The sequence below is a fragment of the Bacillus sp. RIT 809 genome, from assembly GCF_016892495.1.
GTDB classification, from domain to species: domain Bacteria; phylum Bacillota; class Bacilli; order Bacillales; family Bacillaceae_G; genus Bacillus_A; species Bacillus_A cereus_U.
In genome coordinates this window covers 137,935-154,065 of record NZ_JAFEMR010000004.1, presented here as the reverse complement: position 1 = coordinate 154,065, position 16,131 = coordinate 137,935, and the positions used below count along the sequence as shown (strand labels likewise).

Genomic DNA, 16,131 nt, shown 5'->3' with positions numbered 1-16,131 from the left:
CCTTTAAGACATTAAAATTTGAAATGTATATCTTATTAGCCCGATAACGTATGCACCGACGACTCCAAATACAATGACACTTCCTGCAAGCTTAAACATGTTAGTAGCGATTCCTAGAACAATCCCTTCACTCCTATGTTCTAGTGCCGCACTCGCCATAGAATTCGCAAATCCAGTAACTGGTACTGCTGATCCCGCTCCAGAAAACTGCCCGATTTTATCATATACACCACACCCTGTTAAAATCGCTGATAGTAAAACAAGAGTTGCAACTGTCGGATTTCCTGCCTCTTGTTCACTAAAGTGAAAATAATGTATATAAAATTTCATCAATATTTCTCCGACTGTACAAATGAGCCCACCTACAAGAAATGCCTTCGCACAATTTAGCAAATAGTTTGGCTTTGGATGGTACTCCTTCACTTTATTTATGTAATCATCTTTCAGTTTTCGCCTTGTCATATATATTGCCTCCTACTTTACGAAATAAATCCAGTGAAACAATGAGCCTATTACTTTCCCAAGTACAAGAGCAACCAGTAAAACAATAATTTTCCCCTCTACCCTTACTCGTTTCGCTAAAATAGGTAAAACGTTTAATACTTCCGTTAACGCCGCAGCGAGCATTCCAATGAATGTGCCACAAAATATCCCTAATATAACAAGCCAATATTGTGACGTTTGAAATGTAATATTTTTCAAACTACACCAAGCCCCTGTTAAAGTACCTGCAATGACCGCCCACTCAAAATATTGAATATGCTTTCCACTTCTCGTTAATTGAGCCAAGCGCGGGATTATACCAAGTACAGCTAAAAACGCGACATATCCGCTACCTACTGCAATCCCTCCAGCTAAACCAATTAATACAACAAATGCACACTCAATCATCAGCAATCTGTTTCATATTATCCTTGTTTTCATGCACAATTACATATTGATCAAGCGACTGCTGATATTGAAACATCTCAACTTCTAACGGGCTCGGCTCTTCATTAATTCTCTTTTGAAATACATGATTAAAAAATAAGACCATACCTAATCCAAGACCTAATGAATAAGGAATTTGAAATAAAAGTGGTTGCGCCTTAAATTCTCCAGTAATCATGTAATATAACCGTTGGTGTACTTGTTGCATACTTACATCTTCATGGAAATAAATGATCGCAAGAGCCGCTCCAATGAAAAGTAACAACCATACAAGTCCGAAGAAAACCGGATGCACTTTCTTTTTTTCGTATATAATTTCAACAAGAGTTTGTCCAGAACCAAGTAAATTAATTTGTATGTGAGCCGCTTTTTGTTGAATAATCTCAATCACTTTCATAACATCAATTACAACATGTGTTTTATCATGCGCTGTTATTTTGTAGACTATCTCATTTTGTAACGACTCAACTACCAAAGAATCTCCGGCAAGTTGAGCAACATCGCTCAGCTTTACTTCATACGTAGGAGACACTTTTAAGCGATTGCGCATTTTAATATAAATCGTTTGTTCCAATTTTCATTCACCCCTTCACTCTTCCTCGTAGTTGTAGTATGGTTATTGGAATTTTTTCTAATACAATTTTTTCATAAAAAAACATCTGTACCATTTCGGTACAGATGTTTTTAGCTTATGCCTTTTTCTTAAATAAATTTGCAATACTTAATGCAAGTCCTCCCCAAATGACTACCATACCTATAACCATCATCATAATCGCTGATCCGCTCATCATGAAACACCTCGGTCCTTCCATTCTTTTTCAAGCTGGGCAGAGTCTGAATGTATTTGTGCATTCCATTTCTTCAGACTAATGACTAGTGCAACTATAAGAAACGCTGCCGCTATCGACCAACCATACGTTACAACAAAAAAAATCGAATAGATAGCTATTCATCTATTCGATCTTTCATCTGTTTTAATATTTTCTTTTCAAGCCTTGAAACTTGTACTTGCGAAATGCCTATGCGCTCCGCTACTTCTGATTGGGTTTGGTCTTTATAATAGCGCAAATACACAATTAGCCGTTCTCGTTCATCCAATTCTCTAATTGCTTCTTTTAAAGCAATTTTATCAAACCATTTCGTTTCCGATTGATCTGCAATTTGATCTAAAATAGTAATTGGATCTCCATCGTTTTCATACACAGTTTCATGTATCGACGAAGGAGCACGACTCGCTTCTTGCGCCAGAACAACTTCTTCCGGCGTTAGTTCAAGAGCCTCTGCTACCTCATTAATCGTTGGAGCCCTTCCAAATTCTTTCGAAAGCTCGTCTCTCATCTTTCGGACTTTGTTTCCTGTTTCTTTTAAAGATCTACTTACTTTCACTGATCCATCGTCACGTAAAAATCGTTGTATTTCACCGATAATCATTGGAACTGCATATGTTGAAAATTTCACGTCGAAAGATAAATCAAATTTATCTACCGATTTTAAGAGTCCAATACATCCAATTTGAAATAAATCGTCTGGTTCGTATCCTCGATTAAGAAATCTCTGCACAACCGACCATACGAGACGCATATTACTTTGAACGATTGTATCTCTCGCTTGTTGATCTCCATCTTGACTTTTTTGAATTAACGCTTTTAGCTCGTGGTCCTTTAACTGAGGTTTCTTCTTCTCATTTCTGACCTCTATGTCCATTGGCTATTCTCCTTAATTGCATAGAGCGTTACTATTTGATAAGTATTTTGTCAAATGGATTGTTGTCCCGAAAGATTCGTTTGAAATAACTTCTACTTCATCCATAAAATTTTCCATGATAGTAAATCCCATTCCGGAACGCTCTAATTCAGGTTTAGTTGTAAAAAGGGGTTGTCTTGCCTCATCTAAGTTAAAGATACCAATCCCTTCATCTCGAATCGTGAGTTTCACCATCGCTTCTTCCAAAATCACTGAAATATAAACAACACCTTCTGCATTTCCTTCATACCCATGAATAATTGCATTTGTAACCGCTTCTGACACAACTGTTTTAATCTCTGTTAGTTCTTCCATCGTCGGGTCTAATTGCGCAATAAAAGCAGCTACCGTAACACGAGCAAATGATTCATTCTGACTTAACGCTGAAAATTGAAGGTTCATTTCATTTCTCATCTATGCCACCCCCAACGTCGCGAGCGCATGCGCTTCACTTTCTTCTAAACGAACAATTTTGAATAGACCTGACATTTCAAATAAACGTTTAACAGGCGGTGAAATTGCACAGACAACCATCTCTCCACCTAATCCCTTTACATGTTTATATCGGCCTAATATAACGCCTAAACCTGAACTATCCATAAATGTTAAGTTCTCTAGGCTCAAAACAATATGATGAACACCATGTGTCTCAATCATATCTGTTACTTTCGTTCGCAACTCTTCAGCAGTATGATGATCTAATTCACCCTCTAGCCTCACACATAAGACGTCACGTTTTACTTCTAAATGCATGGAAAGACTCACACGATTTCCTCCTTATGCTCAAACTTTATTCTTTAACATAAGATTTTCGTGATATAAAACCAGAATCCTTCCTACTGACAAAAGAAGAACTATTTCGCCATAAAGTGAAACCTTTCAGCAATTATCCCCGTAAATACGAACAGAAAAGCGGCAAAATTTTCACCGCTATTTTGATGTTGAAAACATCCCAAAGCTTCGTTTAAATAACTCCCACCAGCTAGCTGCATCAACATCTTCTTTCGCTACAATTGTTTGTTTTAATAAAACATCTTTATCTCTTTTAATAACAAGTGTGCCAAGTGCATCACCTTTTTTAATCGGTGCCTTCACTTTCTTTTCAGCAATCACTTCTTGTTTAACTTTGTCCATATTTTCGCCCTTCTTCATAAGAAGAGACACATTGTCTGACGCAACTAAATCTACTTTTTCTTCCTTACCTTTTCCTACTTGTACAGTCTTAATTTTTTCGCCACGTGTATACAATTTTTTTGTCATATATTGACCAAATGCATAGTCAAGTAGCTTCGTTACTTGATTGTTCCGTTCTTTTGAAGTAGGTGCTCCCATAACAACTGAAATGACACGCATTCCATTTTTTTCAGCTGATGCTGTTAAACAATATTTCGCTTCTGTCGTAAAGCCTGTTTTCACTCCATCTACTCCAGGATAAAAACGTACTAGCTTATTCGTATTAACAAGCCAAAACTTCTTATCCGTATTTTCACGTAAATAGTCTTCATATTTACCTGTGTATTTTCGAATAAGTGGATACTTCATCAACTCTTTCGCCATAATAGCCATATCATTCGCTGTAGAATAATGATCTTTGGCCGGGAGACCTGTCGGATTTTGAAAATGTGTATTTTTCAGCCCTAGATCTTTCGCTTTTTTGTTCATCATATTTACGAAACCTTCTTCTGAACCAGCGATATGCTCAGCTACTGCAACAGATGCATCATTTCCAGATGCAATTGCAATGCCCTTTAACATTTCATTTACAGTCATCTCTTCCCCAGGTTCTAGAAAAATTTGTGATCCGCCCATTGAAGCTGCGTGTTCACTCGCTCTCACTTTATCTGTCAGTTTTAATTTTCCTTTTTCAACTTGTTCCATAATTAAAAGCATTGTCATAATTTTTGTCATACTAGCAGGTGGTAACTTTTCATTCGGATTTTTATCAAATAAAACTTTACCTGTATCTTGCTCAATTACGATCGCTGACGACGCTTGTTCCGCTAACTTCGGCGTGGCTTCTTCTGTTTTCTCCTGCTTCGTTTTCTCAGATTGTGCAAAACTAACTGAAGTACCAGAAAGCAATAACATGAAACAAACAAGTATTCCAAAAACTCGCTTCATGACTAACCCTCCATTCTATATCAAACCTATTTTTTCCAATTTATTCATTTTTAATACCATATTTTTCTATAATTTTCAGTTGACAAATAAATTAATTGCTTATATTGTATTAAGTGTATTACACACAGTAGTACACTTAATACTCATCAGGAAGGAGACATTGCTCTTGCATATTCAACTTGATCCAAGAAGCAACACTCCGATATGGGAACAAATTGTTCAAAATATAAAAGAGCTCGTACTAAAAAACATGTTAGCTCCAAGTGATAAGCTTCCTTCTGTACGCGAGCTTGCTTCTTTGCTCGTTATAAATCCAAATACAGTAAGTAAAGCTTATCAAGAATTAGAGCGACAAGGGATTATTGAAACATTACGAGGAAAAGGAACATTTGTAGCCCAATCGATTACCCCAACATTAGACGAAAGGAAAATCGCTATGGTTGAAAAGCAATTTCATCAATTATTACTAGAAGCCTCTTATCTTGGGATTACGAAAGATAAAATTCACGATTGGATAGATTCATACTATAAAGAGATTGGAGGAAATACGGATGCTGAAAGTGACAAACTTGAAGAAAACAATTGATAACCAAACGATTTTAGACGATGTTTCTTTCACATTACAAAAAGGTAGTATCGTCGGATTGCTCGGAAGAAACGGTGCGGGGAAAACAACTTTATTACGAACGATGGTCGGCATTTTAGACCCAGATGCAGGAACTGTTACATATGAGGATACGGATGTTCATAAGCATCCTGAAATTAAACAAAAGGTTGTATACGTTCCAGACTCTACTAACATACTAAACGGTTATACAGTGAAAGAAATCGTTAAGTTTTATAAAGCAGTTTATACAGCATTTGATGAACAATATTTTTATGAGATATTAGAACGTTTTAATTTACCAAACAAACGTATTCGTAGTTACTCAAAAGGAATGAAAGCACTGCTTGCGATCATTTTAGCTTTCGCTGCAAAAGCAGAATATATCATTTTAGATGAACCGACAAACGGACTTGATCCTATCGTTAAAAGACAGATTCTACAATTTCTCGTTGAAGAAGTAGCAGAAAAAGAAATTACAATTTTCATCTCCACTCACCATTTAGATGAAGTTGAAAAAATTGCCGATACAATCATTATTTTAAAAGAACATACCGTAGATTCTATTACATCACTAGATGATGCAAAATCACAATTTGCTAAAGTCCAAGTTGCTTACGAACGATCACTACCTCAAAAACTAGAAAACTTAAGCAATATTAAAATATTAAATCAAACAGGAAAAGTATATACAATCTTAATTGAGGGAAATGTGGCTACAACACTGGAGAAGTTCTATAAAGAGCAACCAATACTCATTGAAGAATTATCAATGTCACTTGAAGATGTCTTCGTTACGACACTTGAGGGGGATGAGTATGTTTCATAAGGCGTTATGGATGTGGAATTGGAAGCGCGGGAAATATGCTGTATCACTCTTTTTCTTGAGTACACTTTATCTTTTATCTTTCGGATACTATAAAGCAGCTCAGCAACAACTTGCTAATTATTATAAATTGCAAGAAAAGGGAACGTTCTATTACTATTATGCTTTTTTGTCAAATACAGGTAATAGTTTTTGGCTAACTATTCTTATTATTTGTTTAGCTTGTCTATTAATAGGATGGGAACGTAGCAACCAGTCTAATACCCTACTTATGGAAATGCCATTTACAAGAAAAAATATTTTCTTCTCTAAATGGGCTTTCGGTTCATTCTGGATTATAGGGTCTCTCCTTATGAACTGGATCCTTATGTACATTATTTATAGAACAACAATTCATTTTGAGTATCAAACATTCAGCCCATTTCATCGATACTTTCTTTATGCGATTGTTTCTTATGTTGCAGTCTATACAGCTGCATTATGTATCGGTACTTTTACTGGGAGCATTGTTTCGCAAATCTTTTTTTGTATTCCATGGCTGCTAATGGGACTTACATTTACTTCATTATTGTACAATTTTACAATAAACCATTTACAGGCTACAGATACTAGAAATACCAACTTGTATCAACAGCTTGATGAAATCAATCGAAAGACAAATATAGTTGCACCGATATATAACTTTACGATCTATTACCAATATAATCCAGAATCACGCAAAAAAGAAAATGACCCAACTACTTTAAGAGATCCAGCATCTTATACGTATTATTCGGCTAAATCAGTGTTAGTCCCTATTTTGTATACAATATTTTACTTACTACTTGGCGCATATTTATATACACGATCGCCTAATGAAAACACTCAAAAGATATTTATTTTCCAAAAACATTTACGAATATGGATATGGGGAACAACCATTTACTTTGCATTACTAGGTGGCTATAAAATAAATCAATTTAGTTTCTTATTTAACTACTATATCGGTTTGTTTCTCGCTGGAATCATTACTTATGTTGTATTATCACGCCTAACAAATTATAAAGTTTTTTAAAGGAGAGATCCTATGTTTCAAAAAGCACTATGGCTAAGAACGTATCAACAAAGTAAATATGTTGTATGGTTATTTTGGCTCGTCAGCTTCTATACTTTGTCATACAAATACTATATAACATCGATTGAACAAGAATACCTTCTGAAGATGCCAAAAGAAGGGGAATATGTATATCATTACAATTTCGGTTTATCACTTATGGACCCTGTCATCTTTCAAGGTGGTGCACTTATCATTCTGGCCTGTACGTTAATCGGTTGGGAAAGGCAAAATAACTCCATTGATTTTCTTTGGTCTATGCCTTTTAAACGTTCCCACCTTTTTATGACAAAATGGTTGTTTGGTACTTGTAACATTGTAGCAGCTGTTAGTATAAACTGGGGACTATTTGCTATTATGAAAAAGTTGACTTTTCATAATAAATATCAAGTATTTTCCCCATTTCATTCTTATTTTATATACATGTTAATTGTATTAATTGCTATTTATACACTTGCCTTGTGTATAGGAACAATAACTGGGAATGTTATTTCGCAAGGATTTCTCACTGCAGCTATATTCATGTTCCCATTATTACTTCCACCACTTATCTCAGGAGTCATCGCTGTTCACTCAAATGTTGACTTTCATGAGAACAATGGCAATATGCATCGTGTTATGGAAAACATACGGATTTCTGGTCCAGTAGAAGAGTTTACTATTCGCTTTAATTACGATCCTCAAAGCGCTTTTACTGATGAGGATGGAGTGCGTCATAATGAACCAAACTTTACAAAAATCCCTTCAGCAAAATTATTGATTGCACCTATCACATATATCATTATTTTATTACCACTCGGTATATATTTATATGTTCGTTCAGTCAATGAGCTAAATGGAAACTTCCTCCTATATCCGAAGTTACAAAAAATAATTATGAGCATTGGTATTTTCGTTATAGGAATAGTTGGTGGTTTAGTCTTAAGGGGAGACAAATCATTACTTAATTTTTACATTGGATTTTTTGGGGCAAGCATAATTAGCTATTTTCTTCTATCCAAACTATTGAAATGGAAGTTCTCTTGGAACGCTAAATAAACTCATCATTATCACAATTTTGTACTGGAGGGATTACATGTTTCATAAAGCTTTATGGCTCCATCATTACAAGCAAAGTAAGTACATTCTTTTACTCTTTGCTTGTAGTAGTTTTTGGTTTTTACCTATTAGCTACTTTAATGATTTACAGGTTCAACCAAACGAAGATGGCTATTTCTACTATAGTTTAAATGGGGATACTCTTATCATCCCCTTCATTCCAATTTTCATATTACTCGCCTGTTCATTAATCAGTTGGAAAAGACAAAATCAAACAGACTATCTGTTATTTGCAATGCCATTCACGAGAAAAGAGCTTTTTCTTTCTAAGTGGCTGTTCGGGACAATCGCAATTCTATTCATAATGAGTCTTAATGGCATCTTAATTTATTTCATCCTAAAGATTAATCTTTTTAGCCAATACCAATCTTTCGGGCCAATGGGTACATTATTATGTTATGTTACCATTACATGGATTGCGATTTTTACAATAGCTATTTTTATCGGAACAATTGCTGGCAATGTCATTTCGCATAGTATATTAAGCTTAATTTTCATTATATTACCATCTGGAATAGGCATGTTACTGTTTCATTTTGCTTGGATTCACACAAATGTATCTACAACTGAATTTTTCCTTAAGAAAGCGAATTATGCATCATATATAGAGAATATTGAAGTTTTTGCACCTACTAATAATACTTATATATCTTATACATTTAATCCAGAAGTAAAGGAAGTAGACATTAATAATTTAAAAGAATCCGTTAAGGAGCAGCATCAATTCCAGCCCATCTGGAAGCTTATCACTCCGATTCTATATATTCTCATTCTTTTACCATTAGGAGTATTTTTGTATAATCGGACTCCTAATGAAAATAACGGTAAAATATTATTATTCACTAAACTACATCGACTATTTATACCTTGTGTTACAATATGTTTTGCTCTATTAGGAGGCCGGATAACAGGTGGAAAAAACGATCCGCTATTAAGTTATTACGCTGGGTTCATAATAATAGGACTATTTGGCTATGTAATACTTCACTATTTGATAAATAAAAAATTTTTACTTCATACGAAATAACCTCCTTCAAAAGGAGGTTATTTCACATTCTCTCTTCTTTTCCCATACTCCTTTTCTTGCTTTGTTCCAAAGCCGTCACCATTTGCCACGATTTGATCTGTTGGCGCAACTATACTTTCAGCAATTCTCCATTCTCCTCCTTGTTGAATAAATACTTGCATGAAATAATTCATTCCATTTAACTGATACGAATTCTCTTTTTTCACTTCATAACGAGCTGCTACATAATACACTTGAACATTCTCAGCCTCAAACTTAGAAATGTATTGAGATAATCTCGGAATATACTGTGAAGCTTTCTGAAGTGGAAGTTGTTTTACTTTTACAAGGGAAGATTTTGTCACATTGCTTATCGTATCTTCATGCCGGACGTTATCACTATGATGAAATAAAATCGTATTCTGCATAGAGCGAATCCATAGTTTCGAATATAAAACAGGTTGCTTATTTGAAATATGTTGTAATTCTTTTTGAACTACTTGAATTGGCGTTGCAGCATCCACGAATTTATTAAAGCAGACAACACTTCCAATCATAATGAGAAGCGTAAAAATACGTTTCATAATTTTTCACTCCGATTCTTTTTAATTAGAGTATTGGAGTTTCAAAGTGTTTTTATTCAAAAGAAAAAGGATAGGAAAGCTCTCGCTTCCTATCCTCATTTATTATAATACGCGGCCAAATAGTTCTAAAACCATTTCTATCTCTTGGTCGCTCCAACCTTTAAATTTCTCTTTATAATATTCTTTACGCACAGCTTCAAGCTTTTCAGTTACTTCTCGTCCGTTTTCAGTAATTTCTAAGTATACGATACGACGGTCCGAATTTGAACGTTTTCTTTCAACAAACCCTTTTCGCACGAGACGATCTGTTACAGCTGTAATATGACTGGAGGTTACGTTTACTTCACTCGCAATTTGCGAAGCCATCTGTGGACTTTTTAAAAATAACGCACGTAATACAGAGAATTCATTATAGGGCATATGCTCTGAAAAACGTGTATTAATATCATTTTGTAATAAACGTATCATCTTTCGAAATGATGCAGATAAATCTAAAATCAGTGTTTCTCTATTTTCGTTCACTAGCCTCGTCCCTTTTTTATCATATTTACACATATTATAATCTATAAATACCTATATTGTATATGCTTTCTTCTCACAACATTCTCATTTATGTAACTTTTTTCATACGATTTTCTTTTTTGTTCACACATATACATGTAAAAAAGGATGGTGAGCATAAATGCAAGGTGGAATGAATCCGTATTTACATAATATCCGTACGACAAATACTGGTAAAGAAGCTACTATTACTGTACAAGGAGAAGGCATTATAAAGGCAAAACCAAATGTTGTCATATTAACACTGGGCATTCGAACAGATAGTAAAAATGTAAAACAAGCGCAAGAAGAAAATGCAGTGCAATCGAAACAATTGCTTGATGCACTCAAACAGCTAGGTATTGCCGATAAAGATATAGAAACCATTTCTTATACAATTACTCCTCAATACGAATATGTAAATGATAAAGCATTACTACAAGGCTACCGTGTGGAGCATTTGTATGAAATTACCGTTTTAAATGTGCAAAAAGCAGGGGAAGTATATGATATAGCCGTTACGAATGGTGCAAACGTAGCAAAAGGATTACGTTTTCGAATATCTCATCCAAATAAATATTATGAGCAAGCTCTCATTCAAGCTCTGCAACAAGCAGTAGACAAAGCTCGTACAATTGCGAGTACCTACAATTTAAATATTAATCCTGTTCCCCTCTCACTCGTTGAAGAATCTGTCCAATTACCGCGAGAGATCGCATCATATGCTACTTTGCATGCGCAAGCAGCTCCGCCCATTCAATCGGGAGAATTAGAAATTATATCTTCTATCCGGGCTATTTTTACGTATTTATAAGTAATTTCACTTGTAAGTAACCGTTATCATTTTTATTGTTGTAAAAACATGATGTTCTGATATAATAAAGGTCGGTGAGCTCTTACAGAAGAGATATCACGGGTGGGAGAGGGATATGAAAAAGAAGGTTTAACATGAAAGGAATACTTGAAAGAACATTTAAATTAGGTTTACACCAAACATCACCAAAACAAGAAGTTTTAGCTGGCGTTACGTCATTTTTCACGATCGTATATATTATGATTGTAAATGCATCAATCTTATCAGATGCTGGCATTCCTCTTGAAGCTGGAATTTTAGCAACTGTTTTCAGTTCATTCGTCGGATGTCTGCTCATGGCATTTTGGGCAAATGCACCTGTTATTCTTGTTCCTGGTATGGGTGTAAATGCATTCTTCACGTACACTGCTGTCCATACGCTCGGGTTAACTTGGCAAGAAGCATTAGCGGCTGTCTTTATCTCTGGTATTATTTTTGCAATTGCCGCTTTTACACCGATTGCTCGCGCGCTTTCGGTATCGATTCCAAAGTCATTAAAGGAAGCGATCACTGTCGGTATCGGGTTGTTTTTAGCTTTCATCGGCTTGCAAAAAGGTGGTTTAGTCGTTTCGCATCCTAATACTGCTGTTGCAATGGGGAAATTAAGTAGTCCTGTCGTTCTTGCCACACTACTTACTCTTATTGTCGCACTTGTGCTATTTGTGCGTAACGTACGTGGAAGCTTTTTATGGACGATTGCAATTGGCACTGGTATTGCATGGCTGTTTGGTCTTGTTGATACGAGTCAACTGGGAAATAGTTCGTTTTCATTCGCTAATTATGGCGATGTGTTTGGAGCTATGTCATTTGGGAAACTTTCTTCCTTGCCATTTTGGATTGCAACATTCTCCTTAAGCATGGTGCTTATTTTTGAGAACATGGGACTACTGCACGGTTTATTAGAAGATGACCGTAAATTCCCACGTGCTTACCAAGCAAATGCAATTTCAGCAATGACATGTGGTCTATTTGGCACAAGCCCTACCGTTTCAACAGTAGAGAGTGCCGCAGGTATTACTGCAGGCGGAAAAACAGGTCTGACGTCTATCGTTACAGGGTTGTTATTCTTCGCATCACTGTTTGCGCTTCCGTTTGTCAAAATAATTCCTGATAGTGCCATTGCACCAATCTTAATTATTATTGGCGGGCTGATGATTACAAGCATTCAACAAATTCCTCTGAACGACTTTTCAGAAGGATTTCCAGCGTTTTTAATTATCGTTATGATCCCGCTCACATATAGTATCGCTGATGGCATTGCGTTCGGATTTATTGCTTATCCTATCTTGAAAGTTGCTCTTGGAAAGCGTAAAGAAGTCGCACCGTCCATGTATATCATTACATGCTTATTCTTAGCCATGTTCGTATTACACGCTATTGGCTAAGAAAAAACACCGAGGATTTCCCTCGGTGTTTTTTTACTTAAACCAACCTTTTTTATAAAACCAAGCCATCATTCCGCCGCCAATTAACGCCATTAAAATTAAGCAAATAAAATAACTATACTTCCCGCCAAGCTCTGGCATATGTGCGAAGTTCATGCCGTATACCCCTGCAATAAATGTTAACGGCATGAAAATAGTTGAGAAAACAGTTAATGTTTTCATAATGTTGTTCATATGGTGGGAATTCAACGAAAAGTAACTATCTCGAATATCTGCTGTTAATTCACGGCTTGCTTCAATCATCTCTGTCAGTTTAAGCAAATGATCATGTATATCTTTAAAATAAATTTCATGATCGCTTATACCGTAAAAACGTGTTGAATTTAATATACGATACAATAAATCACGCATCGGAATAATCGTACGCCTTAGCTTAGATAAATCCGCACGAATATCAAATACTTCTTCTAGCACGCTTCCTGCTGTCTCACCCGTTAAATTATCATCAATTGCATTTAAATGGTCTTCAATGTAATAAACAGGTGCGAAATAATCATCTACAATTTGGTCAACAATTGTATGTGCTACATGTAAAGGACTCTTCTTAATACGTTTCTTTTCACCGAGCGTTTTCCATACTCTTTCAATCGCATTATTATGAGAGAAATGGAAAGAGACTATATATCGATCACTAACAAATAAATCGATTTCATGCGGTTCTAATCCATCTTCTCCGAATGCATGAAGAACTAAAAAGTTATATCCATCATAAAAATCTACTTTTGGCCTCTGTACATATTCTACACAATCTTCAATTGCAAGGGGATGGAACTTGAAGTGATCTTGTAAAATATATGTATACTCCTCTTTCGTCGGCTTATATAAATCAAGCCAATACCATACAATGTTTTCTTTTTTCGTTTCTTCTAGCGAAACATCATATAAAACTTCATTTTTTTTCGTTATTGCACAAATTCTAATCATAATTTCACCCATTACTATTATAAACAAAAAATAGTAAAAAAAGCCAAGGAGAAATCTCCTCAGCTTTTTTTATCCCGCTATTTGCGGGCAGTAAGACCCCTACCTCAAAATTCAGCGAAAGCAAAGAAGTTCGGTGGGGGATCAACTGCCCGTAAAAGCCCGATTGGTGAAGGCTCATGATCAGTGGGGGATGAAGCCCCCCACTGATTAAAGTTTTACTTTATTACTTCGTTACAATACCGTGTACTAAAGTTGGTGCATCTACGTGGTCTTTAGCGATTTTCATGTTCTCATAAATTTTCACTTTTACATCTTCAACGTTTTCGCGGTTTGCGTAAATTGTAACAAGAGAGTCACCTTTTTTCACGCTATCGCCTACTTTTTTGCGAAGCATTAGACCAACTGCTAAATCAATTTCAGACTCTTTCGTTGCACGCCCTGCTCCTAAAAGCATTGCTGCTGTTCCGATTTCATCTGCAACGATTTCCGATACGTAACCGTCTTCTTTCGCTTCCACTTCAATTTTATATTGTGCTTGTGGCAATTTAGAAGGATCATCAACAACAGAAGCATCGCCGCCCTGCGCCGATAAGAACGTTTTAAATGCTTCTAACGCTTTTCCATTGTTCATTACTTCAATTAATTTTTCACGTGCATCTTCTAAAGATGAAGCTTGTCCAGCAAGGTATACCATTTGACTTCCAAGTGTTAAACATAACTCTTCTAAATCTTTCGGTCCTTTACCTTGTAATGTATCAATTGCTTCTTGTACTTCTAATGCGTTACCGATTGCTTCACCAAGCGGCTGACTCATATCAGAAATAACCGCCATCGTATTACGACCAACGTTATTACCGATGCGCACCATTGCTTCTGCTAAACGCTTTGCATCTTCATCTGTTTTCATAAATGCTCCTGCTCCAGTTTTTACATCAAGAACGATTGCATCTGCACCAGCAGCAATTTTCTTACTCATAATCGAGCTTGCAATAAGCGGAATTGAGTTTACTGTTGCCGTGACATCACGAAGTGCATACAATTTTTTATCAGCAGGTGTTAAGTTTCCACTTTGACCGATAACAGCAATTTTATTTTCATTTACAAGACGCATGAATTCATCATTTTCAATTTCCACATGGAATCCTGGAACTGCTTCTAACTTATCAATTGTACCACCAGTATGTCCTAAACCACGTCCAGACATTTTTGCAACTGGTACACCTAAAGCAGCTACTAATGGACCTAATACAAGTGTCGTTGTATCACCAACTCCACCCGTTGAATGCTTATCTACTTTTACCCCTTCAATGGCTGATAAGTCAATTGTATCACCGCTATTTACCATTGCCATCGTTAAATCTGCACGTTCTTGATCATTCATATCTTGGAAGAAAATTGCCATTGCAAGTGAACTTACTTGATAATCAGGAATATCACCATTTGTATATCCTTCAACAATAAAGTTAATTTCTTCTGTCGTTAATGCTTGTCCATCACGTTTTTTTGCAATTAGGTCCACCATTCTCATTGTGAGGTCACCCCTTCATTTGTTTTACGATTGCTTTTACTAATGCTAAGAAGTTAGCTTTAACACGTTCTGTCGTTTCAATTACTTCATCATGGTGAAGTGGTTGATCTAAAATACCAGCTGCCATATTTGAAATACAAGAAATACCAAGTACTTTCATACCCGCATGACGCGCTACAATTACTTCAGGTACTGTTGACATACCAACTGCATCTCCGCCAAGTGTACGAAGCATACGAATCTCAGCAGGTGTTTCATATACAGGACCTGTCATTCCAACATATACACCTTCTTGTACTTTAATATTTAAATCTGCTGCAACTTGTTTCGCCATTTCGCGAAGTTCTGGCGTATATGATGTAGACATATCAGGGAAACGTACACCCATTTCAGAATCATTTGGTCCGATTAATGGGTTCGTACCCATGAAGTTAATGTGGTCTGAAATTAACATAAGATCGCCTGGTTCAAATGATGTATTTACACCACCAGCTGCGTTTGTTACAACAACTGTTTCTACACCTAGTTCTTTCATAACACGAACTGGGAATGTTACTTTTTGCATATCGTATCCTTCGTAGAAATGGAAACGTCCTTGCATTGCTACTACTGTTACACCTTGAAGTGTACCGAATACAAGTTGACCTGCATGTCCTTCTACAGTTGAAACTGGGAATTCAGGGATTTCACTGTATGGTACTGTTACTGCGTTCTCGATTTCATCTGCTAGTACACCTAGTCCAGATCCAAGGATTAGTCCTACTTGTGGTGTCTCTTGAAATTTCTCTTTTAAGTATGAAGCTGATTTTGTAATTAGTTCACGATTCATCTGTTTA

20 protein-coding genes are annotated in these 16,131 nt (G+C 36.0%); 7 read left to right on the top strand and 13 right to left on the bottom strand.

Annotated features, from left to right (window positions below; all coding sequences use genetic code 11):
• Positions 1-3: 3 nt before the first annotated feature.
• The 8 genes from spoVAC to dacF all read right to left on the bottom strand — a co-directional run bounded on the left by spoVAC (position 4) and on the right by dacF (position 4,794).
• The gene (spoVAC, locus tag JTF23_RS06600; RefSeq protein WP_204208322.1) at positions 4-462 is read right to left on the bottom strand and encodes a stage V sporulation protein AC; all 459 of its coding nucleotides are present in this window, start codon (positions 460-462) and stop codon (positions 4-6) included.
• A gap of 12 nt (positions 463-474) precedes the next feature.
• On the bottom strand, positions 475-891 hold the full coding sequence (gene spoVAB / locus JTF23_RS06595; RefSeq protein WP_033710789.1) for a stage V sporulation protein SpoVAB: 417 nt from the start codon (positions 889-891) through the stop codon (positions 475-477).
• A complete protein-coding gene (locus JTF23_RS06590) occupies positions 884-1,504 on the bottom strand; it encodes a stage V sporulation protein AA (protein ID WP_078172867.1) in 621 nt (206 codons plus the stop codon). Before JTF23_RS06590 ends, spoVAB begins: the two co-directional genes overlap by 8 nt.
• Before the next feature lie 115 nt (positions 1,505-1,619).
• Entirely contained in the window at positions 1,620-1,718 is a 99-nt protein-coding gene (locus JTF23_RS06585; RefSeq protein WP_000016829.1) for a methionine/alanine import family NSS transporter small subunit, read from the bottom strand.
• Between the two features lie 157 nt (positions 1,719-1,875).
• Entirely contained in the window at positions 1,876-2,634 is a 759-nt protein-coding gene (gene sigF / locus JTF23_RS06580; protein WP_002111619.1) for an RNA polymerase sporulation sigma factor SigF, read from the bottom strand.
• 12 nt (positions 2,635-2,646) lie between these two features.
• Positions 2,647-3,087, bottom strand: coding sequence for an anti-sigma F factor (gene spoIIAB / locus JTF23_RS06575; protein ID WP_001243400.1), 441 nt, complete (start codon positions 3,085-3,087; stop codon positions 2,647-2,649).
• On the bottom strand, positions 3,088-3,438 hold the full coding sequence (gene spoIIAA / locus JTF23_RS06570; RefSeq protein ID WP_002088460.1) for an anti-sigma F factor antagonist: 351 nt from the start codon (positions 3,436-3,438) through the stop codon (positions 3,088-3,090). It abuts the gene before it with no gap.
• 165 nt (positions 3,439-3,603) lie between these two features.
• Complete coding sequence (gene dacF / locus JTF23_RS06565; RefSeq protein WP_078172866.1) at positions 3,604-4,794, bottom strand: serine-type D-Ala-D-Ala carboxypeptidase DacF; 1,191 nt, start codon at positions 4,792-4,794, stop codon at positions 3,604-3,606.
• 166 nt (positions 4,795-4,960) lie between these two features.
• Between dacF and JTF23_RS06560 the strand changes: the two genes are divergently transcribed.
• The 5 genes from JTF23_RS06560 to JTF23_RS06540 are packed head-to-tail and all read left to right on the top strand — an operon-like array spanning position 4,961 to position 9,442.
• Complete coding sequence (locus JTF23_RS06560) at positions 4,961-5,380, top strand: GntR family transcriptional regulator (RefSeq protein WP_002145907.1); 420 nt, start codon at positions 4,961-4,963, stop codon at positions 5,378-5,380.
• A complete protein-coding gene (locus JTF23_RS06555; RefSeq protein WP_204208321.1) occupies positions 5,346-6,227 on the top strand; it encodes an ABC transporter ATP-binding protein in 882 nt (293 codons plus the stop codon). Before JTF23_RS06560 ends, JTF23_RS06555 begins: the two co-directional genes overlap by 35 nt.
• Entirely contained in the window at positions 6,217-7,278 is a 1,062-nt protein-coding gene (locus JTF23_RS06550; protein ID WP_088079322.1) for an ABC-2 transporter permease, read from the top strand. The genes JTF23_RS06555 and JTF23_RS06550 overlap by 11 nt, the downstream gene beginning before the upstream one ends.
• 12 nt (positions 7,279-7,290) lie before the next feature.
• Positions 7,291-8,355 carry an ABC transporter permease subunit gene (locus tag JTF23_RS06545; protein WP_088079323.1) on the top strand — a complete coding sequence of 355 codons (1,065 nt, stop codon included), beginning with the start codon at positions 7,291-7,293 and terminating at the stop codon, positions 8,353-8,355.
• A gap of 37 nt (positions 8,356-8,392) precedes the next feature.
• Positions 8,393-9,442: an ABC-2 transporter permease gene (locus JTF23_RS06540; RefSeq protein WP_002185016.1), complete on the top strand. Its 1,050-nt coding sequence runs from the start codon at positions 8,393-8,395 to the stop codon at positions 9,440-9,442.
• A 17-nt stretch (positions 9,443-9,459) separates the two neighbouring features.
• Here JTF23_RS06540 and JTF23_RS06535 read toward each other — a convergent pair whose 3' ends face one another.
• On the bottom strand, positions 9,460-10,005 hold the full coding sequence (locus JTF23_RS06535) for a hypothetical protein (protein ID WP_002160607.1): 546 nt from the start codon (positions 10,003-10,005) through the stop codon (positions 9,460-9,462).
• Between the two features lie 102 nt (positions 10,006-10,107).
• The gene (locus JTF23_RS06530) at positions 10,108-10,527 is read right to left on the bottom strand and encodes a MarR family winged helix-turn-helix transcriptional regulator (RefSeq protein WP_002088468.1); all 420 of its coding nucleotides are present in this window, start codon (positions 10,525-10,527) and stop codon (positions 10,108-10,110) included.
• Between the two features lie 160 nt (positions 10,528-10,687).
• Here JTF23_RS06530 and JTF23_RS06525 point away from each other — a divergent pair, with 160 nt between their 5' ends.
• The gene (locus tag JTF23_RS06525) at positions 10,688-11,359 is read left to right on the top strand and encodes an SIMPL domain-containing protein (protein WP_002111627.1); all 672 of its coding nucleotides are present in this window, start codon (positions 10,688-10,690) and stop codon (positions 11,357-11,359) included.
• Positions 11,360-11,493: 134 nt separating this feature from the next.
• Positions 11,494-12,783: an NCS2 family permease gene (locus JTF23_RS06520; RefSeq protein WP_204208320.1), complete on the top strand. Its 1,290-nt coding sequence runs from the start codon at positions 11,494-11,496 to the stop codon at positions 12,781-12,783.
• A 33-nt stretch (positions 12,784-12,816) separates the two neighbouring features.
• Here the strand turns inward: JTF23_RS06520 and corA are convergent, their stop codons facing one another.
• The 3 genes from corA to JTF23_RS06505 all read right to left on the bottom strand — a co-directional run bounded on the left by corA (position 12,817) and on the right by JTF23_RS06505 (position 16,124).
• Positions 12,817-13,779 (bottom strand): magnesium/cobalt transporter CorA, encoded by a 963-nt coding sequence (gene corA / locus JTF23_RS06515; protein ID WP_002160605.1) that lies wholly within the window; start codon positions 13,777-13,779, stop codon positions 12,817-12,819.
• A 211-nt stretch (positions 13,780-13,990) separates the two neighbouring features.
• Positions 13,991-15,295, bottom strand: a complete 1,305-nt coding sequence (locus tag JTF23_RS06510) for a pyrimidine-nucleoside phosphorylase (protein ID WP_204208319.1) — start codon at positions 15,293-15,295, stop codon at positions 13,991-13,993.
• Positions 15,296-15,302: 7 nt separating this feature from the next.
• Positions 15,303-16,124 carry a purine-nucleoside phosphorylase gene (locus tag JTF23_RS06505; RefSeq protein ID WP_001078443.1) on the bottom strand — a complete coding sequence of 274 codons (822 nt, stop codon included), beginning with the start codon at positions 16,122-16,124 and terminating at the stop codon, positions 15,303-15,305.
• Positions 16,125-16,131: the final 7 nt, after the last annotated feature.

Coding starts and splice junctions, on each gene's coding strand:
- JTF23_RS06545 (WP_088079323.1), top strand. CDS start 7,291: ATGTTTCAAAAAGCACTATGGCTAAGAACGTATCAACAAAGTAAATAT.
- JTF23_RS06555 (WP_204208321.1), top strand. CDS start 5,346: ATGCTGAAAGTGACAAACTTGAAGAAAACAATTGATAACCAAACGATT.
- sigF (WP_002111619.1), bottom strand. CDS start 2,634: ATGGACATAGAGGTCAGAAATGAGAAGAAGAAACCTCAGTTAAAGGAC.
- spoVAB (WP_033710789.1), bottom strand. CDS start 891: ATGATTGAGTGTGCATTTGTTGTATTAATTGGTTTAGCTGGAGGGATT.
- JTF23_RS06525 (WP_002111627.1), top strand. CDS start 10,688: ATGCAAGGTGGAATGAATCCGTATTTACATAATATCCGTACGACAAAT.
- JTF23_RS06540 (WP_002185016.1), top strand. CDS start 8,393: ATGTTTCATAAAGCTTTATGGCTCCATCATTACAAGCAAAGTAAGTAC.
- spoVAC (WP_204208322.1), bottom strand. CDS start 462: ATGACAAGGCGAAAACTGAAAGATGATTACATAAATAAAGTGAAGGAG.
- JTF23_RS06510 (WP_204208319.1), bottom strand. CDS start 15,295: ATGAGAATGGTGGACCTAATTGCAAAAAAACGTGATGGACAAGCATTA.
- JTF23_RS06520 (WP_204208320.1), top strand. CDS start 11,494: ATGAAAGGAATACTTGAAAGAACATTTAAATTAGGTTTACACCAAACA.
- JTF23_RS06585 (WP_000016829.1), bottom strand. CDS start 1,718: ATGAGCGGATCAGCGATTATGATGATGGTTATAGGTATGGTAGTCATT.
- dacF (WP_078172866.1), bottom strand. CDS start 4,794: ATGAAGCGAGTTTTTGGAATACTTGTTTGTTTCATGTTATTGCTTTCT.
- JTF23_RS06550 (WP_088079322.1), top strand. CDS start 6,217: ATGTTTCATAAGGCGTTATGGATGTGGAATTGGAAGCGCGGGAAATAT.
- spoIIAB (WP_001243400.1), bottom strand. CDS start 3,087: ATGAGAAATGAAATGAACCTTCAATTTTCAGCGTTAAGTCAGAATGAA.
- JTF23_RS06505 (WP_001078443.1), bottom strand. CDS start 16,124: ATGAATCGTGAACTAATTACAAAATCAGCTTCATACTTAAAAGAGAAA.
- corA (WP_002160605.1), bottom strand. CDS start 13,779: ATGGGTGAAATTATGATTAGAATTTGTGCAATAACGAAAAAAAATGAA.
- JTF23_RS06535 (WP_002160607.1), bottom strand. CDS start 10,005: ATGAAACGTATTTTTACGCTTCTCATTATGATTGGAAGTGTTGTCTGC.